A 25,394-nucleotide genomic window follows, 5' to 3' on the forward strand; every position below is an offset into this window, starting at 1 on the left:
ACACCGAAAAATAATACTTGAGTTTGTAGGTGTATCTACATCTAGACGTCTATTCTAAATTCGCTTGTGTGAATTACAAGCCTTTTTTGTACGCACCACACAAGTTAATCGTTTGCTTAATATTCATAAAAATATCGGCTTATTGATTAAAGTAGACGAAAATATCCGTTATACGAGAACAAATCCGATGGAAATCGTTTGCACAGCTAGCGGGGCTTTGAGAGAATTATCGTCCAATTTTTTTGATTCGCTTAACGCATTCAGGAGCTGAAATGTCTTCTCGTCAACACCTCGCTAATGCTATCCGTGCCCTGAGCATGGACGGTGTACAACAAGCTAACTCTGGCCACCCAGGCGCCCCTATGGGCATGGCTGATATCGCTGAAGTTCTTTGGCGCTCTCACCTAAATCATAACCCAGTAAACCCAGAGTGGGCGGATCGTGACCGTTTTGTACTGTCAAATGGCCACGGCTCGATGCTGATTTATTCACTGTTGCATCTTAGCGGTTACGAGCTATCAATTGACGACCTTAAAAACTTCCGTCAGCTGCACTCAAAGACTCCAGGTCACCCTGAATACGGTTACGCACCAGGTATTGAAACGACAACAGGACCGCTAGGCCAAGGCATCACTAATGCTGTTGGTATGGCACTTGCCGAGAAGACGTTAGCGGCACAATTTAATCAACCTGGCCACGACATTGTTGACCACTTCACTTATGCCTTTATGGGTGATGGCTGTCTGATGGAAGGTATTTCGCACGAAGCGTGTTCTTTAGCGGGTACACTTGGTCTGGGCAAACTGATTGCTTTTTGGGATGACAACGGCATTTCAATCGACGGTCACGTCGAAGGTTGGTTCTCTGACGATACACCTAAGCGTTTTGAAGCGTACGGCTGGCATGTTATCCCTGCTGTTGATGGTCACGATGCTGACGCAATCAACGCGGCGATTATCGCTGCTAAAGCGGATCCGCGCCCAACGCTTATCTGTACTAAAACCGTTATCGGCTTTGGGTCACCAAACAAATCTGGTTCACATGACTGTCACGGTGCACCATTAGGCGCTGATGAAATCGCCGCAACACGCAAGCAGCTTGGTTGGGAACATGGTCCATTTGAAATCCCACAAGATGTCTATGCACAGTGGGATGCAAAAGAAGCGGGCGCTGCTAAAGAAGCCGCATGGAATGAAAAACTTGCCGCTTATGAAGCCGCTCATCCAGAGCTTGCTGCCGAATTTAAACGCCGCGTAAATGGCGACCTGCCAGCGCAGTGGGAAGAGAAAGCCAATGCCATCATTGCTGATCTTCAAGCTAACCCTGCCAACATCGCTTCACGCAAAGCATCGCAAAATGCCCTAGAAGCATTCGGCGCTATGCTACCTGAATTCTTGGGCGGCTCTGCTGACCTAGCACCGTCTAACCTAACCATGTGGTCGGGCTCTAAGTCGCTAGAATCGAATGAGTTCTCTGGTAACTACATTCACTACGGTGTGCGTGAATTCGGTATGACAGCAATCATGAACGGCATCGCTCTACACGGTGGTTTCGTCCCGTACGGCGCAACCTTCCTGATGTTCATGGAATACGCGCGTAACGCCATGCGCATGGCAGCGCTGATGAAAGTTCAGAACATCCAAGTTTACACACACGACTCTATCGGCTTAGGCGAAGATGGTCCGACTCACCAACCGGTTGAGCAGATCGCTTCTTTACGTCTAACGCCAAACATGAGCACATGGCGCCCATGTGACCAAGTTGAATCAGCAGTGGCTTGGAAACTGGCTATCGAGCGTAAAGATGGCCCTACATCGCTCATCTTCTCTCGTCAAAACCTTGCTCAGCAAGAGCGTGATGCACAGCAAGTCGCTAACATCGCTAAGGGTGGTTACATCCTTAAAGATTGCGCAGGCAAGCCAGAGCTTATTCTTATTGCAACAGGCTCTGAAGTTGAACTTGCTGTTGAAGCAGCCGCGCAGCTAACCGCTGAAGGTAAACAGGTACGCGTTGTTTCAATGCCTGCAACGGACGCATTCGACAAGCAAGACGCACAATACCGTGAGTCTGTACTGCCATCTGATGTTACCGCGCGTATCGCAGTAGAAGCAGGCATCGCAGATTTTTGGTACAAGTACGTTGGCTTCGGTGGCAAGATCATCGGTATGACAACGTTCGGCGAATCTGCACCAGCAGGCGAGCTATTCAAGATGTTCGGTTTTACTACTGAAAACGTAGTCAAAACAGCACACGAACTATTGGCGTAAATCATCGATTGAGTCAACCATCAAGCCGGGTCATTATGATCCGGCTTTTTATTTGTGGATGCGTCAGAGAAAGTGATCGGGTACTATCTGTGGCACGAGATAATTCTAGGGTGAAGGAAGCATGCTAAAGGTTGCGATCAATGGATTTGGCCGTATCGGTCGTAATGTGCTGCGAGCGGTGTATGAGAGTGGCAAGAACCAACAGATAAAAGTGGTTGCTGTGAATGAGCTGGCTCAACCCGATGCCATGGCTCATCTACTTCAGTACGATACCAGTCATGGTCGTTTTGCAAAAAAAATCTCACATGATCAAGAGCATATCTACATTCATCATAATGCTCCTCATCAGGGGACCGGTGAATTTGATTCGATTCGTATCCTCCATCTTGCTGACATTGAACTGCTTCCGTGGCGAGATCTTGACGTCGATTTAGTGCTCGATTGTACCGGGGTGTATGGTACCCAAGCGGATGGTCAAGAGCATATTAAAGCTGGTGCGAAGAAAGTACTGTTTTCCCATCCAGGGGCAAATGATGTCGACAATACGATTATCTATGGCGTAAATCATCAAACCCTTAAAGCTGACCATAATGTTGTGTCAAATGGCTCTTGCACCACCAACTGTATTGTTCCCATCATTAAAGCGCTCGACGACGCGTTTGAAATTGACTCTGGCACCATTACGACCATTCACTCTTCGATGAATGATCAGCAGGTTATCGACGCCTACCACTCTGACTTGCGCCGTACACGTGCTGCGAGCCAATCGATCATCCCTGTCGATACCAAATTGCATAAGGGTATTGAAAGAATATTCCCGAAATTTTCTAACAAATTTGAAGCGATTTCAGTCCGAGTGCCAACGGTTAATGTCACTGCGATGGATTTAAGTGTCACAATTAATACAAATGTGAAAGTTAATGACGTAAATCAAACCATTGTTAACGCATCTCAGTGTACATTACAGGGCATTGTTGACTATACTGAAGCGCCGCTCGTTTCCATCGACTTTAATCATGATCCCCATAGCGCGATTGTCGATGGTTCACAAACTCGAGTCAGTAATGGGCGTTTGGTAAAAATGCTGGTGTGGTGTGACAATGAATGGGGCTTTGCGAACCGTATGCTGGATACTGCGCTCGCAATGCAAGCTGCTGAATAAGCCGTAGAGCAGCAGTGGAGAAAGATTTATTTTTCACCTTGAAATAAATCTGCAACTTCTCCATATTAAGACCAGTTTGAAGAATTATTGAGCTTGGCAAGGGTTGCCGGGTGACTGAAAAACTTTACTTATTGAAAATTTGAGAGGACACATCATGTCTGTAATCAAGATGACTGACCTGGAACTAGCAGGTAAACGTGTATTTATTCGTGCTGACCTAAACGTACCAGTAAAAGAAGGCAAAGTGACTTCTGATGCACGTATTCTAGCATCTCTGCCAACTATCAAGCACTGCCTAGAAGCAGGCGCGAAAGTGATGGTTACTTCTCACCTAGGCCGTCCAACAGAGGGTGAGTACGCAGAAGAGTTCTCTCTACAACCTGTTGTAAATTACCTCAACGACGCACTAGATTGTGACGTTAAGCTGGCAAAAGAGTATCTAGACGGTCTAGAACTCAACACTGGTGAGCTTGTTGTTCTAGAAAACGTTCGCTTTAACAAAGGCGAGAAGAAAAACGAAGAAGAACTTTCTAAGAAGTACGCAGCATTGTGTGACATCTTCGTTATGGATGCATTTGGTACGGCTCACCGTGCACAAGCCTCTACCCACGGTGTTGGCATGAACGCGCCTATCGCGTGTGCTGGTCCTCTACTTGCTGCTGAACTTGAAGCACTAGGTAAAGCAATGGATAACCCAGAGCGTCCGCTAGTTGCTATCGTTGGTGGTTCTAAAGTTTCTACTAAGCTAACTGTTCTAGAATCGCTTTCTAAAATCGCTGACCAACTTGTTGTTGGTGGTGGTATCGCCAACACATTTATCGCCGCTGAAGGCCACAACGTAGGCAAGTCTCTATACGAAGCTGACCTAGTTGAAACTGCTCAGAAGCTAATGAAAGAGTGTTCTATTCCAGTGGCGACCGATGTTGCTTGTGCGAAAGCATTCGATGAGAACGCAGAAGCTGAAATCAAACACGTTTCTGAAGTTCAAGATGACGACATGATCTTCGACCTTGGTCCAGATTCAACAGCGGTACTTGCTGACATCATCGCGAACGCAAAAACCATTCTTTGGAATGGCCCTGTTGGCGTCTTCGAATTCAAAAACTTCGAAGCGGGCACTAAAGGTATCTCTGAAGCAATCGCTAAGTCTGCAGGTTTCTCTGTAGCTGGTGGCGGTGATACGCTAGCGGCTATCGACAAGTTCGGTATCAAAGCAGATGTTTCTTACATCTCGACTGGCGGTGGTGCATTCCTTGAGTTCGTTGAAGGTAAAGTACTTCCAGCAGTAGCTATGCTTGAAGAGCGCGCTAAGTAATTAAATAAAAGCGGGAGCGAATGTCTCCCGCTTTGTCGTTTGCTGCACATCACATTTTTTTGCTAGAATAGCGCACGTTGTGAGCAATCGTTTGCCAAAATTTGAACTTAACAAGTTTTATATTTAAAACGACCCTTTTTCTAAATGACGGTTAAATAGGATTAAATCCATGTCTAAGATCTTCGATTTTGTAAAACCAGGTGTTATTTCTGGCGATGACGTACAGAAAGTTTTTGAAGTAGCAAAAGAAAATAAATTTGCTCTTCCAGCAGTTAACGTAGTTAACACTGATTCAATCAACGGTGTTCTAGAAGCGGCTTCTAAAGTTAAAGCTCCTGTTGTTGTTCAGTTCTCTAACGGCGGCGCAGCATTCTTCGCTGGTAAAGGCGTTAAACTTGAAGGTCAAGGTGCACAAATCCTTGGCGCTGTAGCTGGTGCAAAATACGTTCACGCTGTTGCAGAAGCTTACGGTGTTCCAGTTATCCTACACACTGACCACGCAGCTAAGAAACTTCTACCATGGATCGACGGTCTACTAGACGCTGGTGAGAAGTTCTTTGCTGAAACTGGTAAGCCATTATTCTCTTCTCACATGCTAGATCTTTCTGAAGAGCCGCTAGAAGAGAACATTGAAACATGTGCTAAGTACCTAGAGCGCATGGCTAAAATGGACATGACAATCGAGATCGAACTTGGTTGTACTGGTGGTGAAGAAGACGGCGTTGATAACTCTGATATGGACGCTTCTGAGCTATACACTTCTCCTGAAGATGTTGCTTACGCGTACGAGAAGCTAAGCGCAGTTAGCCCACGTTTCACTATCGCAGCGTCTTTCGGTAACGTACACGGCGTTTACAAACCAGGTAACGTTGTTCTTACTCCAACTATCCTACGTGATTCTCAAGCATACTGTGCAGAGAAGTTTGGTATTGCACCTAACGCTCTAAACTTTGTATTCCACGGTGGTTCTGGTTCTTCTGAAGCTGAAATCCAAGAGTCTATCGGTTACGGTGTGATCAAAATGAACATCGATACAGATACACAGTGGGCAACGTGGGACGGTATCCGTCAGTACGAAGCTGAAAACCATGACTACCTACAAGGTCAAATCGGTAACCCAACTGGCGAAGATGCACCAAACAAGAAGTACTACGATCCACGCGTATGGCTACGTGCTGGTCAAGCTTCAATGGTTGCACGTCTAGAGAAAGCTTTTGCTGACCTAAACGCAGTAGACGTACTATAATTCGTCGTTACATCATTGATGTTAAAGCCCGCTTATTATGAGCGGGCTTTTTTGTTTGTATCGGAAATCTGTGCGCACTAAATAAAGATAAATGTGGCGAAACCTATTCGGGTTGCTTAATCTTGGAGCTGAATAAGTCTTTATTTAACCGCTATTTGCAAAAAGTTAACTTTGAGAATAGTCAAAAGTGCGTTATCGTGCCAAAAAAGTGACATTACTGCAGTGAATGCATGAGTCATGCAGTTAGGTTGTGGTGATAAGCAGTTCGATTCATGCAGTCTTTAATAAAAAGAGGATACATTTATGTCAGGTGAGTCAGTTGGGATTGAAGCCCCTCTCGTTGATGGTTTAAGTTATGCGGAAAAATGGCTAACCAATAATTCTGATTTACTGGTTCAGTACGGTGTGAACATCATATCAGCGGTTCTGATCCTGTTTATCGGTAACATTATCGTTAAAGCAGTCGCTAACAGCGTTTCTAAAGTGTTAGAAAAGAAAAACATGGATAAGGCAGTTGTTGAGTTTATTCATGGTCTCGTTCGTTATCTGCTATTCGTTATCGTACTTATCGCCGCATTAGGTCGTGTTGGTGTTCAAACCGCATCTGTTGTTGCGGTTATCGGTGCCGCGGGCTTAGCGATTGGTTTAGCACTACAAGGGTCATTATCAAACTTTGCGGCGGGGGTGCTGATTGTTGCTTTCCGTCCATTTAAGTCTGGTGATTATGTTGAAGTTGGTGGTGTCGCTGGTAGTGTTGAAGCGATTCAGATCTTCCAAACAGTATTAAAAACCCCTGACAACAAGATGGTGGTTGTGCCTAACTCGGGCGTAATTGGTGGTCCAATTACGAACTACTCTCGTCACGCGACACGCCGTGTCGATCTGGTTATTGGTGTTTCTTATAAAGCGGATCTTAAGCAAACCAAACAAGTGATCCGTGAGACCTTAGAGAAGGATCCTCGCATTCTCAAAGACCCAGATATGACCATTGGTGTGCTTGCACTTGCCGACTCATCCGTGAACTTTGTCGTTCGCCCGTGGGTGAAAACAGAAGATTACTGGGGAGTGTACTTTGATGCGATGCAAGGCATTAAAGAAGCGCTTGATGCGGCAGGTATTGAAATTCCATTCCCACAAATGGATGTTCATTTGAACAAGGCTGACTAACGTCGTCATTGATCGAATATAACAAGCGAGGCAGTGCCTCGCTTTTTTGTGTTTTTAGCTTTTCTATAGCGAACTTTCTATTTCAAGTAATGGGTTGCCTAAACTGGCGAGAATCGTTGGCAACTCTTTTGCCGCGACACCAAAAGTATACTCAGGCTTTGCTGGGGTATATAAGATTTCTCGATATTGGTAAAGCTTGGTATCAACAATGATGAGAATCTCGCGTGGTAAACCAAATGGGCAGAGGGCACCGGGTAGGCAGCCCGTTACTTCATTCATCTCTTGATCATTCACTATTGAAGGTCGCTTGCCTGTCAGGGCTTTGATTGCTTTACTGTCGAGCCGCGAGTCTTTATCTGTGAGCAGCAGTGCATAGCCAGCCCCTTTCAGTTTTAAAAATAGACTCTTACTGTGCGTCCCTGTCCAGCCTAATCGCTTGGCGACCAACACGTCGGTGGCAAAATCCAAAATTGGCTCATGCTGCCATTCGTTATACGACACCTTAAGTTGCGTAAGCATCTCGACATTGAACCGATAAATCTCATCTAACTTATTCATAGCTAACCTATACAAACTGACTCAACAATTGCTTAGTAAGTAACAGTGCAATCACAAACATCATAACCGCAACCGCAATATCAATTCCTTGCTTTACCCGCGGTTGTGATAATGTCGGGGCCAGCTTAGCGGCGCCAATCGATAGGCTAAAGAACCACACAAAAGAGGCGCACATCATGCCTAACGCGAACGCGATACGATCTTGGCCCGTAAATTGCCCACCAATTGAACCCAGAATGACGACAGTATCTAGATAAAGGTGAGGGTTGAGTACTGTGACTGCGAGTGCCCCGATAATCACGGCTTTGCGACCACGGAAAGTTTGGCTATTTTCTGTGGTAGATTGATCGATGTTAAAAGCACTTTTTAGCGATAAATAACCGTAAAAACTCAAAAAAGTGATACCTCCTAACGTCACTAGTAACAACAAGTTTTGATTACTCGCCAACAGTGCGCCACCGCCAAAGATACCAATTGAGATAAAGGCAATATCTAGAACGCTACAGATGGTGGCCGTTGTCAGGTGGTGATGGCGTTTAATTCCCTGGTTGAGCACATACGCATTTTGTGCGCCGATCGGTATTATCATGCTCGCTCCGAGCCCAAAACCTTGCAGTAATAACCAGCTATTCATTGGTTGCTCCTTAACTTTTGTTTGGCTTCAAGATAAGCAGATCACAAGAATAAGTATATTTAATAATGATAATGATATATTAGTTATTCTAATGTCGGTGTGTCGGAGAGAAGTATGCGTGGGTTAGATTATCGGTGGATTGAAGCGTTGGAAGCGGTGATTACCATGGGCGGCTTTGAGCGTGCCGCGCAGCTGCTGTTTGTGTCACAGTCAGCGGTGTCCCAGCGGATAAAGCAGCTCGAGAAGTTTCTCGCTCAGCCAGTGTTAATTCGCGAGCAACCACCAAGGCCTACGCTAATCGGCCAGAAATTACTTGGTTTTTATCAGCGTGTTCAGTTGCTTGAAAGTGATTTAATACCAGAGCTAGGTAATGAAACATTGCCACGAGTGCAAAGGGTATCAATTGCAACCAACGCCGATAGTTTAGCTACCTGGTTATTACCTGCATTGGCACCCGTCATGAAGTCACATCAAGTGGAATTCAACTTGGCGGTATTTGCTGAAGCGCGCACCTTAGATAAGCTAAAAAATGGCGAAGTCGTAGGGGCGTTAAGTCTTGAATCTAAGGCGATCGTCGGTTGTGATGCTCAATACCTTGGCCGTATGGATTACGTCTGCGTCGCCAGTCCTGAATTTGCCCAACAGCACTTTCCACAAGGTGTCAGTCGAGACGCTCTGCTTAGAGCCCCAGCCGTTTCATTTGATCAATACGATCAATTGCACCGAGACTTTCTGCAGCAGAACTTTAATATCCCGCCCGACGCTATTGCTCATCATCACGTCGCAAGCTCTGAGGCGTTTGTTAATCTGGCATTGATGAGCTGCGCATACTGTCTAATTCCCAAGCTTCAGATAGAGAAAGAGCTTGAGTCAGGGACATTAGTCGATTTGATGCCGGGGTTTTTTATGAGCTTTAATCTCTATTGGCATCATTGGCAGTTAGAAACAGGATTGCTGAAGAAAATCACTCAGGCGATCATAAGCCATAGTCACGTATTATTACCAAAGTGATTTGCACTCACTCGTTGGGTTAATTCTCTGTCAGAAGTGTTTGTTGTGCTTGGGCTATTCTTATTCGCTGTCTATGCTGTTATGAATTGATTATCAAGAGATTCTAAATATGAAGTTTATTCCGACACTGGTTGCCACACTCTCTTTGTCTACTGTCAGTGTGGCGGTTTTGGCCAACACACCAGATTTTCCTCACTTGGTGACGGCAGGCTATGGTGAAGTCATCGCCAAACCTGATATGGCTGAATTTTCGGTTAAAGTGGTTGAATCAACCATGACGGCTGAGCAAGCTAAACAGTCAGTTGATCAAGTCGTCAAGGCATTAATTGATGCGCTTAATCAACAAGGTGTCGAGGCGCAAGATATCAGCAGTTCTAACCTTTATATCACGCCTCAGTACCATTACCCGAAAAAAGGCAAGCCAGAGTTAGTTGGCTATCGTGCAACACGCAGTGTCTCTGTAACGGTCAATGATCTTGCCGATCTTAATCAGTATCTCGATTTAGCGCTAAATGCAGGGATTAATCAGGTCGACAATATTCAGCTTAAGGTTCGTGACCAAGCTCAATATCAGCAACAAGCGCGCATGGCGGCGATTCGAGATGCCAACGAAAAAGCACAGTCGCTTGCGCAAGGTTTCGGTAAAGCAGTCAAAGATGTGTGGCGTATTGATTACAATATGCAAAGTCAGCAGCCGGTCTTGATGCGTTCGATGGCGATGGATGCCAAAGTGGAATCGAATACTTATCAAGACTCAACCATCGTGATTCGTGATCGAGTGGATGTGATTTACCAGCTCGATTAAGCCATGCGCTAATCGGAGGTAAAAACAAAAAAAGAGGGCCGAAGCCCTCTTTTCTATTTCAGTATCGAGTTCGATTAAAGAACGTGTACTGATGCTGTGTTGGTTGTACCTGAAGCGACTAGAGCGCCAGAAACCATCACAACGATATCGCCTTTGTTACCTAGGCCAGATTGCAGCGCGATTTCTTTACCGTTGATGTAGAACGCGTCTGTGCTCTCGATAGAGTCAACAAGAACTGGTTTAACGCCTTTAGTCAGTACAAGCTGAGCTGCCGTTTTCTTGTTGGTTGTTAGAGCAAGGATGTTTGCCGTTGGGAAGTACTTACGTACTGAACGTGCAGACTTACCGCCTTCAGTTGCCACCACGATTAGAGGAGCCGCTAGCTTCTCTGCAGTGTCTACCGCGCCTTTACATACTGCTTCAGTGATACGTAGACGTGGGCTGTCTAGACGAGAACCTAGTTCAGCTTTAAGCGCTGAATCAGTACGGTTCGCGATTTGAGCCATGATAGTAACAGCTTCAACTGGGTACTTACCTTTAGCCGTTTCACCAGAAAGCATTACCGCATCAGTACCATCCATGATGGCGTTCGCAACGTCACCTGCTTCTGCGCGAGTAGGGCGTGGGTTGCTGATCATAGAGTCAAGCATTTGTGTCGCTGTGATAACCATCTTACGTGCACGGTTACATTTCTCGATCATCATCTTCTGCGCGAAGATTACTTCTTCAGCTGGGATTTCAACACCTAGGTCACCACGAGCAACCATGATGCCGTCAGAAGCTTCAAGGATTGAATCGAAGTTATCGACACCTTCTTGGTTTTCAATCTTAGAAATGATGTGGATGTTCTCGCCGCCGTTAGCGTTTAGAAGCTCACGGATTTCTTTAACGTCTTCTTCTTTACGGATGAAAGAAGCAGCAACGAAATCAACGCCTTGCTCACAACCAAACTTAAGGTCAGCTTTGTCTTTTTCAGATAGTGCAGGTAGTTGAACAGAAACGCCTGGAAGGTTAACACCCTTGTTTTCGCCAAGAGCACCGTTGTTAAGAACTTTACACTTAACTTCGGTTTCAGTCGTTGCGATAACTTCCATTTCGATTAGGCCATCATCAACAAGGATAGTGTTACCCACGGTTAGGTCTTTAGCGAAACCTAGGTAAGTTACAGCTACTACGTCTTTGTTACCAACAACTGTTGCGTCAGTTGTGAAAGTGAACTCTTGACCTGCTACTAGATCTACGTCGTTACCATCTTCAAGTTTGATAGTACGGATTTCTGGACCTTTAGTATCTAGAAGAATAGCAAGTTGTTCACCATTGTTTTCCATTACTTTACGGAAGTTCGCGATACGAGTGCCGTGCTCTGCGAAGTCACCGTGAGAGAAGTTAAGGCGCATTACGTTCATGCCTGCGTTTACAAGTTCAGTCAGCTTCTCTACAGATTCAGTTTTAGGGCCAATCGTACATACGATTTTGGTCTTTTTCATGGAAGAGTCTCTCCGGTCAATATAGTTACAATTTGAAAGTCGGTTATTGGTCTGAAACCAAGGCTGTCATTTCGGCATTTTGTGCCTGCCAACTTACTAAGACAGCGCTACATTCAGTTGGCTTCAGAACTGAAAGTCTTTCACAAAGTTTAGTCATTTTATGACCAACTTGTTGGGATTTCAGGCGCTATTTCTGTGATGTCACGGGAATATATTGACGTAACACACACAGTATAGCGGTCAATTCTGTAATTTATTTTCTTTTCGGATGCGAATTCTACCACCGAATCACTCTAATATCACTGCTTAAGAATTGTCTTAGAACAAGGTTTCTGCGCTATTTATTAATTTTTTGGATCGAAATAAATGGACGTAAAAGTTTCGTTTTGGCTATAATAAGTTTCACAATGAAACTTGTAGTTGAATAATTAATGTCGAAACGAAACACTCAATTGAGAAGACACGCGATTTCTAACTTAGTCAATGACAAGGGTGAAGTCAGTGTTGAAGAGTTATCCCTCCAGTTTGAAACCTCTGAAGTCACAATTAGAAAGGACTTAGCCTCCCTAGAAAAAAATGGCCAGCTACTGCGTCGTTATGGTGGTGCGATTGCATTACCCAAAGAGGTGGTCAATGACGAATTGAGTGCAAGTGTTTCGGTTCGAAAGAATGAGTTGGCTCAGGCTGCAGCCAAATTGCTTCGTGAGCACAATCGTATCGTGATCGACAGTGGCAGCACTACGGGCGCATTGATCAAGCAGTTAGATGGTATGCGTGGATTGGTGGTGATGACCAACTCCCTGAATGTTGCCAATGCACTTAATGAGCTTGAAAGCGAACCGACTTTATTGATGACAGGCGGTACTTGGGATGCGCACTCAGAGTCATTTCAAGGTCAGGTGGCTGAATCTGTTCTACGCTCATATGACTTCGATCAGCTATTCATTGGTGCGGACGGGGTGGATTTAGACCGTGGCACCACGACCTTCAATGAGTTGGTCGGTCTGAGCAAAGTGATGGCTGAAGTCTCGCGAGAAGTGATCGTCATGGTCGAATCAGAAAAGATTGGTCGCAAAATACCTAACCTAGAGTTGGCTTGGGATGCAATCGACATCTTAATTACCAATAAAGACTTAGATCCAGAGACAAAAAAAATCATCCAGTCTCATGGTATCAAAGTGGTTTGTGCATAACACAGAATATACGTTTTAATCTTAACTACTCCGAATCGGGCCTTTGCTTGCTGCCAATCGGAATGAAATATTGGAGTTACTTATGTGTGGAATCGTCGGTGCGGTAGCACAACGAGATGTGGCTGAAATTTTAGTCGAGGGATTACGCCGCTTAGAGTATCGCGGCTACGACTCAGCGGGTGTGGCAGTGGTTGATGGTCAATCAAACCTGACTCGTGTACGTCGCCTAGGGAAAGTGCAAGAACTGGCCGATGCCGTGGACTCTGCGCAGGTTATTGGTGGTACTGGTATCGCACATACTCGCTGGGCAACTCATGGCGAGCCATCTGAAGCCAATGCTCACCCACATATGTCTGGTGACATTACAGTTGTGCACAACGGCATCATCGAAAACCACGAAGAATTACGTGGTTTGCTGAAATCACGTGGTTATGTATTTGAATCGCAAACCGATACCGAAGTGATTGCTCATATGGTGGAGTGGGAACTGCGTAGCTCTGAAACGTTAGTGGAAGCTTTGCAAAAAACGGCAGCACAACTAGAAGGTGCGTACGGTACGGTAGCGTTGGATCGTAAAGATCCTTCCCGTATTGTTGTTGCCCGTTCTGGCAGCCCGATAGTGATTGGTTTTGGGGTTGGTGAAAATTTCTTGGCCTCTGATCAACTCGCACTGTTAAACGTCACTCGCCGCTTTATGTACTTAGAAGAGGGCGATGTTGCAGAGATCACTCGTCGTGAAGTGAGTGTCTTTGATGAGCAAGGTGAACGTGTTGAACGTGAGATCACTGAATCAAATGCAGAGCATGATGCCGGTGACAAAGGTCAATATCGCCACTTTATGCAAAAAGAGATTTACGAGCAGCCAACGGCGCTGATCAATACGATGGAAGGCCGTATTACAGGTGACTCTGTGGTGACAGAAGCGATCGGTGTTAACGCCACAGACATCTTGAGTAAAGTCGAGCACGTGCAAATTGTCGCGTGTGGTACCTCTTACAATGCTGGTATGACTGCGCGTTACTGGTTCGAAGATATTGCTGGTGTTAGCTGTGATGTCGAAATTGCGTCTGAGTTCCGTTATCGCAAATTTGTTACACGGCCTAATAGTTTACTGATTACCTTGTCTCAATCGGGTGAAACTGCGGACACGTTGGCAGCACTGCGTTTGGCGAAAGAAAAAGGTTATATGGCGGCAATGACTATCTGTAACGTCGCAGGATCGTCACTGGTTCGTGAGTCTGACATTGCCTTTATGACCCGAGCTGGGGTTGAAATTGGTGTTGCGTCAACCAAAGCTTTTACCACGCAGCTTGCTGCTTTATTGATGTTAGTGACGGCATTAGGTAAACAGCAAAATCGTATCAGTAAAGAGAAAGAAAAAGAGATCGTTACTGCTCTTCATGCGCTACCAAAGCAGATTGAATCAGCCTTGTCGTTTGAAAAAGACATTGAAGAGCTAGCCACTGATTTTGCCGATAAACACCATACTTTATTCCTAGGTCGTGGTGAGTTTTACCCCATTGCGATGGAGGCCTCTCTTAAGCTTAAAGAGATCTCATATATCCACGCGGAAGCATACGCGGCAGGCGAACTCAAACATGGTCCTTTAGCGTTGATTGATGCTGACATGCCGGTGGTAGTGGTAGCACCAAACAACGAATTACTAGAAAAGTTGAAATCGAACGTTGAAGAAGTGCGTGCGCGTGGTGGTCTGCTGTATGTCTTTGCTGATGCCGATGCTGGCTTTGAAGCGGATGAAACGATGAAGATCATCACTTTGCCTCACGTAAGTGAAATCACCGCGCCAATTTACTACACGATTCCGATGCAGTTGCTCTCTTACTATGTGGCTTTGATCAAAGGCACCGATGTTGACCAACCGCGTAACCTAGCCAAAGCGGTGACGGTTGAGTAGCCGATAGGAAAAGACAAAAAAACCGAAGAGAAATCTTCGGTTTTTTTTTGCGACCTAACAATTAAAAAGGGCTCTCTTTACCCAGTTCATTGCAGATTTCAACGATGGCAAGAGAGAGACCTGATTTTATGATTTGTTGCTGGCGTTGCAGTTGTAACTGATAAAAATCGAGATCGATATCGTCATCAGGTTCGCTAACTTCAAGATTAACCATACTCATTTTCTGAACTAAATTGAGATTTTTAATCGGGCCAAGAATATTAGGATCGGTAAACTCATAGTCGGTCGCATCGCTATTGAGTTTATGTTTAAGTTTGATGATATCTTCAATGTCGTGATAGATCTGGTCAGGCAACACGCCTAATCCATAAAGCAGTTTCAAGCGGACAGAAAGATCGCCTAACGGACCTGAGTCACCAAGCAGAGGCCCGACAACAGACTGTACGGCAAAATTATCTTTGCGAAAAATTCGCTGCATGAGTGCATCAATAGAGTCGGTAAAAACATCTACGGCAGCAATAAAGAAACCTCGCACCGAAGGGGCGTTGTTTAATTGCTCTATAATCTCTGTTTCGTTAATCTTGTCTGCCATATACTGAACTAAATAATTAATTAGAAAGGGGAGCGTTGACTCCCCCTGGTTTGTTGGTTAGAGCGTATTGAAAATACGCTCTATTTCAGCCACTTCCTGGCTGTTAGTGTCAAGCCCTGTATAGTCAGATAAGGTGCTGCTAATGCCTTTTTCTGTGAGTGAACTTTGCAGTTCAACAGCTTGTGGGTCATCACTATTTTGATATTTCAGTGCGGCAGCAATGCCTTTTAAAAGGGCGCTATTTTTAGTGCCATACTCTATTGTACCTAGTAATGGCTTGATTAATCTATCGTTTGGACCAAGTTTACGAATTGGTTGGCGGCCCACACGATCCACTTCATCAACCAGATAGGGATTGGCAAAGCGACTCAAGATCTTATCGATATAGGCGTTGTGCAACTCGCGATCAAAGCCATAGCGTCGGATTAACACTTCGCCGCTCTCATGCATTGCTTGTTTGACGTCGGCTTGGATCTCTGGATCATTAATGGCCTCGCGAATGGTACGATGCCCTTTTAAACAACCTAAGTAAGCTGTGATGCAGTGCCCTGTATTAAGGGTAAATAGTTTGCGTTCGACGAAAGCCATCAGGTTATCGGTTTTTTCCATCCCAGGAATATTAGGGATGTCTCCTTTAAACTGCTGCTCATCGACAATCCATTCACTGAAGCTTTCCACCGTGACAGCAAGAGGATCATCGTTGGCCGCTTCTGCTGGTGGAACAATCCGGTCAACTGCTGAATCGACAAAACCAACCAACTCGTCTGCTTTTGCGTGCAATGCTTGATCTAAGTGTTGATACACCTGAGTTTTCAGATGCGTAGTCCCGCGCACCATGTTTTCACACGCGATAATATTCAGCGGTGCTTTATTACCCGCCTCGAAACGTCTTGCAATGCCGGTCGCGATTGTTTTTGCAATGATGTCCAACACGTTGGGCCCAACAGCGGTCGTGACCAAGTCAGTTCTAACGATACGCTCGATTACTTCGTCGCTGGCTGAGTTGACGGCCGTTACGTGAGTCACGGTATCTGTTTGGCACTCGCTGCCTACGACTTTGACATTGTATTCTTGTTTGTGACTGAGTTGATCAACCAAAGGGGTATCGACATCGGCAAAAGTGACCGAAACATCGGCATCGGCTAGTAATTTGCCAATAAAGCCACGACCAATATTACCCGCACCAAAATGAACTGCATTTTTCATAATTTACCTACCAATATAAAAATAACGACTCTAGGGTGAGGTCAACCGTTATAAAGGGGGACAGCTGACCTCAGTTTTGCTCAGGAGCAAAATATTAAGCAGCTTGTGAGCGACCTAAGATGCGGAGTATCTCGTCAACATCATTGGTGCTAGTTAGCTTCTCGATTGCTTCCGGATCATCGAGTGCGTTGGTAATGGTAGTGATCACTTGAATGTGCTCATCATTTTTTGCGGCAATACCGATAACCAGTTTTGCTACATCTTGTTGGTCATCTGTGAATTGAATCCCAGCGGGGTATTGGCAAATCACAATGCCGGTTTTTTTGACTTTATCTTTTGCTTCAATGGTGCCGTGAGGGACAGCGATAAACTCGCCTAAGTAGGTTGGGACGAGCTTTTCACGCTCAAACATAGCATCGACGTACTCTGGCTCGGCGTAACCCATTTCAACTAATTTGTTGCCAGCAAAGCGAATCGCCTGTTCTTTATTGGCAGCGCTTAATCCTAAGTGAATGTTATCTTCGCCAATTTTGAACACTGAAGTTGGTTGAGGTTGGTAGTGATCGTCATTGGCGGCGAGAACTGACACCTTGAGTGCTTGTTCGTCATTGGCTGCGGATTTTTGCGCGGCTAATAGTTTAGTTACTAGTTGATTGTACATTTCGCTGTCTAAAAAGTTACTCAGAGAAATATGTTGTGCATTTGGAGCGTGCTGGCGCGCGCGGTCAGTTAAGTCTTTGTGCGTTATTACGAGCTCCGCACTTTCAGTTAAACTGTTAATTGCCAAATTGGTCACATTAATATTTAGGCCTGCGCTTTGCACTTTCTTACGTAGCATACTGGCACCCATAGCACTTGAGCCCATACCAGCATCACAAGCGACAATAATGCTGTGTAGATTGGCGAGGTCAAGGTTGCTTTTACTTGCGCGGTTGACTGATGCAGAGCTTTTTGGCGCAGACTTCATCTGTTTCATTTGTGAAGTCGCTTTTTCAAGGGCCGCTTCATCGCCGTCTTCTTCACTTGATGTTTGCGTTTTCATCAGTAGCGAAGCAACCATGAATGACACACCAGTGGCTGACGCAATTGAAGCAAGCACACCAACAATCGATGCCTTAGGTGTCATCAGTAGAACGGCAAAAATAGAACCAGGAGATGCTGGTGACACTAGGCCTGCATTAAAAAGCACTAGCACGAATACGCCTGTCATGCCGCCAGCAATAGCCGCCAGAATTAAACGTGGATTCATCAGAATGTATGGGAAGTAAATCTCGTGAATACCGCCAAAGAAGTGAATGATCGATGCTCCGCCTGCAGTTTGACGTGCCGTGCCCTTACCAAACACCATGTATGCCAATAGAATCCCCAAACCAGGTCCTGGGTTAGCTTCAATTAAGAAGAAGATCGATTGACCCATGTCATTGGCTTGTTGAATACCCAGTGGTGAAAAAATGCCGTGATTGATGGCATTATTGAGGAATAGAATTTTCGCTGGTTCAACAAAGATAGAGGTCAAAGGTAAAAGGTGGGCTGAAACTAGGAAATGAACGCCTGCAGCAAGACCACCGGAGAGCATTTTGACAAATGGACCGATAAAGAAGAAAGCGATAATGGCACATACCATCCCTATGATGCCGGCCGAGAAGTTGTTAACCAACATTTCAAAACCGCTTTTCACTTTCCCATCAATGTAGTGATCAAACTTTTTGATAGCCCAGCCGCCTAATGGGCCAACCATCATCGCCCCCATGAACATTGGAATGTCGGTCCCGACAATTACCCCCATGGTGGTGATTGCACCAACCACAGCGCCGCGGTCACCACCAATGAGTTTACCGCCGGTATAGCCGATAAGCAGAGGAAGTAAGTAAGTAATCATAGGCCCAACCATGGCCGCTAGTGTCTCATTAGGCAGCCAGCCAGTTGGAATGAATAATGCGGTAATAAAGCCCCACGCGATGAACGCGCCAATATTTGGCATTACCATGTTTGATAGAAAACGACCAAAATTTTGTATCTTGATCTTGGTATCTGGTGATATCATCATATTTCCCCGTTTGATGTTCTGATGAATGGTGTCGTAGTACGGTTCGCCAAAACCGTTGATTGCTTAGTACCCAATCAATCTACCACACAAATTCAATTAAGAACTGACAACGGGTTTTTCGTGATCAGAACTGCATAAACTCCCACGCCAAAGTAAATTCCCGTGATCTAATTCACTTCTTGACATTGTAATTTTACAACAAAATGCATTTATCAAATATGTCAATAAATATTAATTGATAAAAATCACATATACAAAAAATCAATATAAAATTAAATTGTGATCAAGATCGATTATTTGGTTTTAAATTAATTTATCAATGATTATTGAGTGACTTTGATCACTATTTGATTGTGGTTGATTTAAATGCTTTTCCGATGACTATCACAAATTGATTTTTCATGAAATTTAATGACAGTTTGAATGATAAGTTTATTGCGCGGCCGTATAGGGAAATAATTGGCAGAAGTCGCCTTCTGCCAATTGTGTTGACTAATTGTTTAAGTAGGCTTTTGAGGAGATATCAGTCCAAGCGCGAACTTTGGTTAAGTACTGCTTTTGCGACTCAATGATCTCTTTGGCTAAAGGATCTTGGTTCGCTTGCTCTGCGAGTAGTTCTTCAGTCGCGGTTTGCATCGCTTCGAGTACTTGTGGCGGAAAGTCTCGAACTTTGATATCTGGGTATTCTGCGCTCATGGTTGCCCAACTATTGGCGTTAGCATCAATAGCTTGAGTATACATATCAAACGCAGCGACTCTAAACGCGGTCTCTAGAATTGTTCGTAAGTCTGCGGGTAGCTTTTCCCAAGTCTTTTTATTGACCAAAAACTGCGTCTCTGACCCTGGTTCATGCCATGCGGTGTAGTAATAAGGCGCGATTTTTTGAAAGCCCATTCTTAAATCAAATGCAGGACCTACCCATTCAAGTGCATCGATAGTTCCGCGCTCTAATGAGGTATAAAGCTCTCCTGGAGCGATATTGGTCGGCGCTGCGCCAACCCGAGCCATGACTTCACCAGCAAAGCCTGGAATACGAATCTTGAGACCTTTCAAATCATCAATCGAATTGATCTCTTTTTTAAACCAGCCACCCATTTGGATATCTGAATTACCACCTGGGAATGACAACAGGTTATGCGGGGCATAGACTTTTTGCATTAACTCCATCCCACCACCACGGTAAAACCATGCGTATTGCTCGGTCGAGATCATGCCAAACGGCATTGAGGAGAAATAGAGCGTGTTGGGGACTTTACCTTTCCAGTAGTAAGAGCTTGAGTGACCAAGATCGTACTGGCCAGATTTGACCATATCAAAAATACCCAGCGGCGCTTTATGCTTATTGGCAGAATCGATGCGAATAACTAAGCGACCATTGGACATTTCTTCGGCGAGCTTCGCCATGTTTTTGCTTGCATCACCAAGAATGGGGGTATTTGGTCCCCAAGTTTCGGCCAGTTTTAAACGATAAACTTTATCGGCCGCTAACGTGGCAAAAGAACTCACTGCGAGTGATAGCGTTAATGTTGTGGCTATTATTGAGCGTAGTTGTATTTTAAAGGGCAGCATGTCTAGGTAACTTCCTTATTGTTGTGATGATATTTTCTACCTAGCATTTCTTCTGGCTATTTTTTCGTCAATCTAATTTTTCGCTACATCGAGATCGGTATTTAGCTTGTGTGACTAATATACAAGTAAACACTAGTGAATCACGCTGCTTATCTAGAGAGACCCTGAGACGAATTTGGCGAGCTATCTAGCTTAACAAGTACATAATTTTGATAGTAAAAGTGCTGAGTAGGTCACGCAGCACGAGATTGCCTTTGTGGATCAGATGTCGTGATGCTGTTTTTTTAGCTGTTCAGTCGCTTGGGCGACGCTCAGATAACGAGCCAAGGTTTTTATTGGCACTTGCCTAGCATCGACCACAATCAACCCATCGGGGCATGGTTAAATTAAGGATCAACGCTGAGTTACAGCTAGGCTGCAGTTAAATGAGAAATGGATGACGAACGGATGACGTTAAAGTGACAGGCGCTATTTTCTCGAGAAGAATGATAGACCTAACTGCAACAATGATATTTTTATAAACTATAAAAATAGATCGCTCACAAAATATACTAATTTCACCTCTCAGAATAAGTATTGTTGCTAACGTAGTAAATGCGGGTAACGGCGATTGGGGCTAACAGCGTTAGATTGTAGAGCCAATCGTTCGTCAAGTTGCCTTCGTTTTGCTGATCTGGGAAAGGCCTCTATTAAAGAGGTAAACGGGAACCATTTGGTTCCCGTTGTTGTATCAATTGAAGCGCTCGAATTAACTGGTGCGATTTACTGACATGTGCGCCAAGGTAACGAGAGCGTGTTTGTAGTCTGACTCTTCTAATACCGCTAACTGAGCAATAGCTTTGTCAGCTTCTTGATATGCTTTATTACGGGTATATTCTAGCGAGCCGGTTTGTTCCATCGCGGCAAGAATCTCATTTAAACGTTCCATACCGTTAGCTTTCTCAATCGCTTCTCGAATCATCGCAGCTTGTTCTGGGCTACCATGTTGCATCGCGTATAAAAGTGGCAATGTTGGTTTACCTTCGGCCAAATCGTCACCAACGTTTTTACCCATATCTTCGCCATCGGAAGTGTAATCCATCACATCGTCGATAAGTTGGAAAGCGGTGCCAAGGTATTTGCCGTAATTTTGCAGTGCAACTTCAACCTCTGCAGGCGCCTCGGTAAGAATGGCGCCAATTTGGGTTGCTGCTTCAAACAGACGAGCCGTCTTAGAATAGATAACCTGCATGTAGCTTTCTTCGCTGGTATCTGGGTTGTTGCAGTTCATTAACTGTTGCACTTCGCCTTCGGCAATCACGTTTACAGCATCGCTCATTAGCTTAAGGATCTTTAATGATCCTAGCTCTGTCATCATCTGAAATGAACGAGTATAGATAAAGTCACCGACCAGTACGCTGGCCGCATTGCCAAATGCCGCATTAGCAGTGGCTTTACCACGGCGCATGTCTGATTCATCGACCACATCGTCGTGTAGCAAAGTGGCCGTATGAATAAATTCAATAAAAGCCGCGGCAGTGTTGTGTGCCTCACCTTGATAGCCAAGAGCGCGTGCAGAAAGCACGGCTAGAAGTGGGCGAATACGTTTACCGCCACCACTGACAATGTAAAAACCCAATTGGTTAATTAAAGAGACGTCAGAGTTGAGCTGCGCATGAATTGTTTCGTCCACTTTTGCCATGTCATCGGCAGTAAGGGCTTGGATAGCTTTAAAATCCATTGTAAATCCGGCTGAGGTTAGTACTTGTAAGGTATTCTTATCTAGTTTATTCGCTGAATAATACACTAAAAAACGTTGATTAATACATGGTTAAAGGGCATGATCTCGGCACTTTTCATTGGCGATTAGCTTTTCGCCAATTTTTTCAAAATATGGCTTGTCATAGGTGCGACCTTTCTGTAGAATCTGCGCCCTATTGATGATTAGTTTAGCGCACACCCTTAGTGCTTAGAAAGCATACGGCTGTGCGGAAAAAGCGGAGTAAGATATGTACGCTGTTTTCCAATCTGGTGGTAAACAACACCGTGTAAGCGAAGGTCAAACTCTTCGTTTAGAGAAATTAGACGTTGAAACTGGCGCAACTGTTGAATTTGATAAAGTTCTTCTTGTTGCTAACGGTGAAGAAATTAAAGTGGGTGCTCCTCTAGTAGAGGGCGGTAAAATAGTTGCTGAAGTAGTACAACACGGTCGTGGCGATAAAGTTAAAATCGTTAAGTTCCGTCGTCGTAAGCACTCTCGTAAGCAACAAGGTCACCGTCAGTGGTTCACGGAAGTGAAAATCACTGGTATCAACGCTTAATCGATTAGGAGAGTTTAACAATGGCACACAAAAAAGCTGGTGGTTCTACTCGTAACGGCCGCGATTCAGAAAGCAAACGTCTAGGTGTTAAGCGTTTCGGTGGTGAGTCTGTTCTTGCAGGCAACATCATTGTTCGTCAACGTGGTACTAAGTTCCACGCTGGTACTAACGTTGGTATCGGTAAAGACCACACTCTTTTCGCTCTTACTGAAGGTAAAGTGAAATTTGAAGTGAAAGGTCCTAAAAACCGTAAATTCGTTAGCATCGAAGCTGAGTAATTCAAGCAATTTGCTGAGTGACTAAATAGCTTTCAAGCTGAATTCAAAAGCCCTGCCGATTCGGCGGGGTTTTTTATTTAGTAATGCTGGAATAGATACTAAGGCACTTTGAAAAAAGTCCCTCATTATATATTCCTAAGTAGTAGAACGATCGAAGATCAAGGTGATCGATCTGAAAGCGGAATCTGCTAGAATTTATATCATTCACTTCACCATTGGTGGAGCTTGAGATGATATTTGCAACGCAGCTACTGAAGTAGCAATAGGGCGGAGTAAGAGATGAAATTCGTTGATGAAGCGGTAGTTAAAGTTCAAGCCGGTGATGGCGGTAACGGTGTAGTGAGTTTCTGGCGTGAGAAATTCGTTGCGAAAGGTGGCCCCGATGGTGGTGATGGTGGCGATGGCGGTGATATTTATATCCAAGCTGACGAAAACCTAAACACCCTGATTGATTATCGTTTTCAGCGCTTCTATGAAGCGGAACGTGGTGAGAATGGTCGCGGTGGTAACTGTACTGGTAAGCGTGGTAAAGACAAAGTACTACGCGTGCCGGTTGGTACTCGTGCGGTAGATATTCACACCAATGAAATTGTTGCGGAAGTTGCCGAGCACGGCAAAAAAATCATGGTGGCAAAAGGCGGGTGGCACGGTTTAGGTAACACGCGTTTTAAATCGTCAGTGAACCGGGCACCTCGTCAAAAAACCTTAGGCACCAAAGGTGAAGTTCGTGAAATTCGTTTAGAGTTACTGCTGCTGGCCGATGTCGGTATGTTAGGTTTACCAAATGCGGGTAAATCGACCTTCATTCGTTCAGTGTCAGCTGCCAAGCCTAAAGTGGCTGATTACCCATTTACCACACTGATTCCAAGCTTGGGTGTCGTGAGTGTGGTTCCAGAGAAAAGCTTTGTCGTCGCTGATATTCCTGGACTGATTGAAGGTGCAGCGGATGGTGCCGGTTTGGGAATTCGTTTCCTCAAGCACTTAGAGCGTTGTCGTGTATTGCTGCATATGATCGATATTATGCCAGTTGATCAATCGGATCCGATTGAAAATGCGCTGACGATCATTGATGAGTTGGAGCAATACAGTGAAAAACTGGCACAAAAGCCGCGTTGGTTGATTTTCAACAAAGTGGACTTGATGCCAGAAGAAGAAGTCAATGAAGTGATTCAAGGGGTTCTGGACGCGTTAGGTTGGGAAGACGAATACTATAAAATCTCAGCGGTCAATAAACAGGGCACTAAAGAGCTTTGTTATAAACTGGCTGACTTTATGGAAAGTCTTCCGCGCGAAACTGAAGAGATCAGCGAAGAAGATAAAGTCGACTTTATGTGGGATGACTACCATAAAGACGCTATCGCTGGTAAAGACGTGATCACTGAAGACGAAGATGACGACGACGATTGGGATGATGAAGAAGATGACGGGCACGTTATCTACGTTCGTGAATAATCGACAATAATATCCATAGCCGCAATATCAATTGCGGCTTTTTTGTGTCAATGTTAAACCATAGACCCCTATAAATGATTAAATGTTTTTATTGCTAAGGCGAAGTGGCAGATGAATTTGAGTCGAACCATATCACGTGTTGATACGTTGATATTTCAGAATTATCGAATCGTTCATGGAATTAGAATTGCACTCGCTTTTGTTATAACTCTAGCCTTCACCAACTATCTACAACTGCCAGAAAGTACATGGATCTTAATTACCCTAGTGGTAGTGATGGCGCCTATCTCTTATTTAGGTAATGTACTACCTCGTGCTTGGCACCGCACGATGGGAACCTTAATTGGGGCTCTATCGGGTATTGCTGCGATTTTTATCGGTCAGTATTCTCAGGTTGCCATGTACCTATGGTGCTCGCTTATTATGTTTCTCAGTGCGTATTTTGCTCTCGGAAAACGCCCTTATGTCGGACTTTTGATTGGCATAACCCTTTCTGTAACGATAGGTGGCGGCAAACATGATGTGTTTATTGCACTGTGGCGAGGCCTAGATGTCACCGTCGGTTGTATTTTAGCCGTTCTCTTTTGTTTAATTTATCCACAGCGTGCCTTTATTCATTGGCGTATGACTGTGGGCAATACGTTAAACCAGATGGCAAAGATGTACCGAATCTCATGCTCTCCCAACTTGGTTGAACAGCCAGATATTTCTAAGCAGCAGCGGCGGGTGATTGGTGAACTTGCTCGTATGGATAAGCTTAGTGCGCCATCGATAAAAGAATCGAAACTGAGTAGCGCCTTGATTGCCAGTGTGGTCGCAGAGCTAAGAAACACACTCTATTCGATTGAACTTTTGCACCGTTCTTATTGGAGTGACCGAAGTACTCATTTGAATATGCTGTACTCCGACACCTTAGCGGATTGTCAGCAAAGTATTGAACAAGAGCTTGAATCGTTAGCAAATTTAATCACGAAAGGGGCTGAGCATGAGTTGCCACCAACAGATAATATTAGCGAGATGCTGGCGCAGTTAACTGACCATTTACCGAATATTCCCGGTGAGCAAATGAGTGTTTATAGTTACATATGGCTTAACTGCAAATTGATGGAAGATTTAATTAACTTGCGCCGTTTGCTGATTTATTCACTCAACCTCTCCCAAAGCCAGAGTATAAAATGAGTCTGTACACT

General features: G+C 44.7%; 21 protein-coding genes. 13 read left to right on the top strand and 8 right to left on the bottom strand.

Translation table 11 applies throughout. From position 1 onward, the window contains the following. Positions 1 to 272: 272 nt before the first annotated feature. The 5 genes from tkt (at position 273) to mscS (ending at position 7,157) form a co-directional block, all read left to right on the top strand. Entirely contained in the window at positions 273 to 2,267 is a 1,995-nt protein-coding gene (tkt, locus tag ViNHUV68_RS01755) for a transketolase (protein ID WP_391089035.1), read from the top strand. A gap of 121 nt (positions 2,268 to 2,388) precedes the next feature. Beyond that, on the top strand, positions 2,389 to 3,429 hold the full coding sequence (epd, locus tag ViNHUV68_RS01760) for an erythrose-4-phosphate dehydrogenase (protein WP_391089037.1): 1,041 nt from the start codon (positions 2,389 to 2,391) through the stop codon (positions 3,427 to 3,429). A 154-nt stretch (positions 3,430 to 3,583) separates the two neighbouring features. Beyond that, positions 3,584 to 4,744, top strand: a complete 1,161-nt coding sequence (locus ViNHUV68_RS01765) for a phosphoglycerate kinase (RefSeq protein ID WP_391089039.1) — start codon at positions 3,584 to 3,586, stop codon at positions 4,742 to 4,744. A 169-nt stretch (positions 4,745 to 4,913) separates the two neighbouring features. Next, a complete protein-coding gene (gene fbaA, locus ViNHUV68_RS01770; RefSeq protein WP_038173661.1) occupies positions 4,914 to 5,990 on the top strand; it encodes a class II fructose-bisphosphate aldolase in 1,077 nt (358 codons plus the stop codon). Positions 5,991 to 6,293: 303 nt separating this feature from the next. Continuing rightward, a complete protein-coding gene (gene mscS / locus ViNHUV68_RS01775; protein WP_038173663.1) occupies positions 6,294 to 7,157 on the top strand; it encodes a small-conductance mechanosensitive channel MscS in 864 nt (287 codons plus the stop codon). A 63-nt stretch (positions 7,158 to 7,220) separates the two neighbouring features. On the opposite strand, the gene ViNHUV68_RS01780 is transcribed toward mscS, so the two are convergent. Further along, positions 7,221 to 7,715, bottom strand: a complete 495-nt coding sequence (locus ViNHUV68_RS01780) for a YbaK/EbsC family protein (protein ID WP_038173665.1) — start codon at positions 7,713 to 7,715, stop codon at positions 7,221 to 7,223. 7 nt (positions 7,716 to 7,722) lie between these two features. Next, positions 7,723 to 8,349, bottom strand: coding sequence for a LysE family transporter (locus tag ViNHUV68_RS01785; RefSeq protein WP_391089041.1), 627 nt, complete (start codon positions 8,347 to 8,349; stop codon positions 7,723 to 7,725). Positions 8,350 to 8,463: 114 nt separating this feature from the next. On the opposite strand from ViNHUV68_RS01785, the gene ViNHUV68_RS01790 reads away from it, so the two are divergent. Further along, the gene (locus ViNHUV68_RS01790) at positions 8,464 to 9,360 is read left to right on the top strand and encodes an ArgP/LysG family DNA-binding transcriptional regulator (RefSeq protein WP_391089043.1); all 897 of its coding nucleotides are present in this window, start codon (positions 8,464 to 8,466) and stop codon (positions 9,358 to 9,360) included. A 109-nt stretch (positions 9,361 to 9,469) separates the two neighbouring features. Beyond that, positions 9,470 to 10,165 (top strand): oxidative stress defense protein, encoded by a 696-nt coding sequence (locus tag ViNHUV68_RS01795; protein ID WP_391089045.1) that lies wholly within the window; start codon positions 9,470 to 9,472, stop codon positions 10,163 to 10,165. A 74-nt stretch (positions 10,166 to 10,239) separates the two neighbouring features. Here the strand turns inward: ViNHUV68_RS01795 and pykF are convergent, their stop codons facing one another. After that, positions 10,240 to 11,652, bottom strand: a complete 1,413-nt coding sequence (pykF, locus tag ViNHUV68_RS01800; protein ID WP_038173670.1) for a pyruvate kinase PykF — start codon at positions 11,650 to 11,652, stop codon at positions 10,240 to 10,242. A 431-nt stretch (positions 11,653 to 12,083) separates the two neighbouring features. On the opposite strand from pykF, the gene ViNHUV68_RS01805 reads away from it, so the two are divergent. Together ViNHUV68_RS01805 and glmS are read left to right on the top strand one after the other, a co-directional pair. Then, positions 12,084 to 12,845: a DeoR/GlpR family DNA-binding transcription regulator gene (locus tag ViNHUV68_RS01805; protein ID WP_038173671.1), complete on the top strand. Its 762-nt coding sequence runs from the start codon at positions 12,084 to 12,086 to the stop codon at positions 12,843 to 12,845. Positions 12,846 to 12,927: 82 nt separating this feature from the next. Beyond that, entirely contained in the window at positions 12,928 to 14,760 is a 1,833-nt protein-coding gene (gene glmS / locus ViNHUV68_RS01810; RefSeq protein ID WP_038173672.1) for a glutamine--fructose-6-phosphate transaminase (isomerizing), read from the top strand. A 61-nt stretch (positions 14,761 to 14,821) separates the two neighbouring features. On the opposite strand, the gene ViNHUV68_RS01815 is transcribed toward glmS, so the two are convergent. From ViNHUV68_RS01815 to ispB, 5 genes are all read right to left on the bottom strand, one after another. Beyond that, positions 14,822 to 15,352: an MltR family transcriptional regulator gene (locus ViNHUV68_RS01815; RefSeq protein WP_038173688.1), complete on the bottom strand. Its 531-nt coding sequence runs from the start codon at positions 15,350 to 15,352 to the stop codon at positions 14,822 to 14,824. Between the two features lie 57 nt (positions 15,353 to 15,409). After that, the gene (locus tag ViNHUV68_RS01820; RefSeq protein ID WP_391089048.1) at positions 15,410 to 16,558 is read right to left on the bottom strand and encodes a mannitol-1-phosphate 5-dehydrogenase; all 1,149 of its coding nucleotides are present in this window, start codon (positions 16,556 to 16,558) and stop codon (positions 15,410 to 15,412) included. Between the two features lie 94 nt (positions 16,559 to 16,652). Beyond that, positions 16,653 to 18,602: a PTS mannitol transporter subunit IICBA gene (locus ViNHUV68_RS01825; RefSeq protein ID WP_391090237.1), complete on the bottom strand. Its 1,950-nt coding sequence runs from the start codon at positions 18,600 to 18,602 to the stop codon at positions 16,653 to 16,655. A 495-nt stretch (positions 18,603 to 19,097) separates the two neighbouring features. Continuing rightward, positions 19,098 to 20,174 carry a TRAP transporter substrate-binding protein gene (locus ViNHUV68_RS01830; protein ID WP_038173692.1) on the bottom strand — a complete coding sequence of 359 codons (1,077 nt, stop codon included), beginning with the start codon at positions 20,172 to 20,174 and terminating at the stop codon, positions 19,098 to 19,100. Positions 20,175 to 20,922: 748 nt separating this feature from the next. Beyond that, positions 20,923 to 21,894: an octaprenyl diphosphate synthase gene (ispB, locus tag ViNHUV68_RS01835; protein WP_391089050.1), complete on the bottom strand. Its 972-nt coding sequence runs from the start codon at positions 21,892 to 21,894 to the stop codon at positions 20,923 to 20,925. A gap of 268 nt (positions 21,895 to 22,162) precedes the next feature. On the opposite strand from ispB, the gene rplU reads away from it, so the two are divergent. The 4 genes from rplU to ViNHUV68_RS01855 all read left to right on the top strand — a co-directional run bounded on the left by rplU (position 22,163) and on the right by ViNHUV68_RS01855 (position 25,383). Further along, positions 22,163 to 22,474, top strand: coding sequence for a 50S ribosomal protein L21 (gene rplU, locus ViNHUV68_RS01840; RefSeq protein WP_038173696.1), 312 nt, complete (start codon positions 22,163 to 22,165; stop codon positions 22,472 to 22,474). A gap of 20 nt (positions 22,475 to 22,494) precedes the next feature. Continuing rightward, complete coding sequence (gene rpmA, locus ViNHUV68_RS01845) at positions 22,495 to 22,752, top strand: 50S ribosomal protein L27 (RefSeq protein WP_004409945.1); 258 nt, start codon at positions 22,495 to 22,497, stop codon at positions 22,750 to 22,752. A gap of 279 nt (positions 22,753 to 23,031) precedes the next feature. Continuing rightward, positions 23,032 to 24,204 (top strand): Obg family GTPase CgtA, encoded by a 1,173-nt coding sequence (gene cgtA / locus ViNHUV68_RS01850; RefSeq protein WP_038173698.1) that lies wholly within the window; start codon positions 23,032 to 23,034, stop codon positions 24,202 to 24,204. A 111-nt stretch (positions 24,205 to 24,315) separates the two neighbouring features. Then, entirely contained in the window at positions 24,316 to 25,383 is a 1,068-nt protein-coding gene (locus tag ViNHUV68_RS01855) for an FUSC family protein (RefSeq protein WP_391089053.1), read from the top strand. Positions 25,384 to 25,394 lie beyond the last annotated feature (11 nt).

The sequence above is a fragment of the Vibrio sp. NH-UV-68 genome, assembly GCF_042940635.1.
Classification (GTDB): domain Bacteria; phylum Pseudomonadota; class Gammaproteobacteria; order Enterobacterales; family Vibrionaceae; genus Vibrio; species Vibrio pacinii.

Coding starts and splice junctions, on each gene's coding strand:
- pykF (WP_038173670.1), bottom strand. CDS start 11,652: ATGAAAAAGACCAAAATCGTATGTACGATTGGCCCTAAAACTGAATCT.
- ViNHUV68_RS01780 (WP_038173665.1), bottom strand. CDS start 7,715: ATGAATAAGTTAGATGAGATTTATCGGTTCAATGTCGAGATGCTTACG.
- ViNHUV68_RS01765 (WP_391089039.1), top strand. CDS start 3,584: ATGTCTGTAATCAAGATGACTGACCTGGAACTAGCAGGTAAACGTGTA.
- epd (WP_391089037.1), top strand. CDS start 2,389: ATGCTAAAGGTTGCGATCAATGGATTTGGCCGTATCGGTCGTAATGTG.
- rpmA (WP_004409945.1), top strand. CDS start 22,495: ATGGCACACAAAAAAGCTGGTGGTTCTACTCGTAACGGCCGCGATTCA.
- cgtA (WP_038173698.1), top strand. CDS start 23,032: ATGAAATTCGTTGATGAAGCGGTAGTTAAAGTTCAAGCCGGTGATGGC.
- ViNHUV68_RS01820 (WP_391089048.1), bottom strand. CDS start 16,558: ATGAAAAATGCAGTTCATTTTGGTGCGGGTAATATTGGTCGTGGCTTT.
- rplU (WP_038173696.1), top strand. CDS start 22,163: ATGTACGCTGTTTTCCAATCTGGTGGTAAACAACACCGTGTAAGCGAA.
- ViNHUV68_RS01795 (WP_391089045.1), top strand. CDS start 9,470: ATGAAGTTTATTCCGACACTGGTTGCCACACTCTCTTTGTCTACTGTC.
- ViNHUV68_RS01815 (WP_038173688.1), bottom strand. CDS start 15,352: ATGGCAGACAAGATTAACGAAACAGAGATTATAGAGCAATTAAACAAC.
- tkt (WP_391089035.1), top strand. CDS start 273: ATGTCTTCTCGTCAACACCTCGCTAATGCTATCCGTGCCCTGAGCATG.
- ispB (WP_391089050.1), bottom strand. CDS start 21,894: ATGGATTTTAAAGCTATCCAAGCCCTTACTGCCGATGACATGGCAAAA.
- mscS (WP_038173663.1), top strand. CDS start 6,294: ATGTCAGGTGAGTCAGTTGGGATTGAAGCCCCTCTCGTTGATGGTTTA.
- ViNHUV68_RS01790 (WP_391089043.1), top strand. CDS start 8,464: ATGCGTGGGTTAGATTATCGGTGGATTGAAGCGTTGGAAGCGGTGATT.
- ViNHUV68_RS01825 (WP_391090237.1), bottom strand. CDS start 18,602: ATGATATCACCAGATACCAAGATCAAGATACAAAATTTTGGTCGTTTT.
- glmS (WP_038173672.1), top strand. CDS start 12,928: ATGTGTGGAATCGTCGGTGCGGTAGCACAACGAGATGTGGCTGAAATT.
- ViNHUV68_RS01830 (WP_038173692.1), bottom strand. CDS start 20,174: ATGCTGCCCTTTAAAATACAACTACGCTCAATAATAGCCACAACATTA.
- ViNHUV68_RS01785 (WP_391089041.1), bottom strand. CDS start 8,349: ATGAATAGCTGGTTATTACTGCAAGGTTTTGGGCTCGGAGCGAGCATG.
- ViNHUV68_RS01855 (WP_391089053.1), top strand. CDS start 24,316: ATGAATTTGAGTCGAACCATATCACGTGTTGATACGTTGATATTTCAG.
- fbaA (WP_038173661.1), top strand. CDS start 4,914: ATGTCTAAGATCTTCGATTTTGTAAAACCAGGTGTTATTTCTGGCGAT.
- ViNHUV68_RS01805 (WP_038173671.1), top strand. CDS start 12,084: ATGTCGAAACGAAACACTCAATTGAGAAGACACGCGATTTCTAACTTA.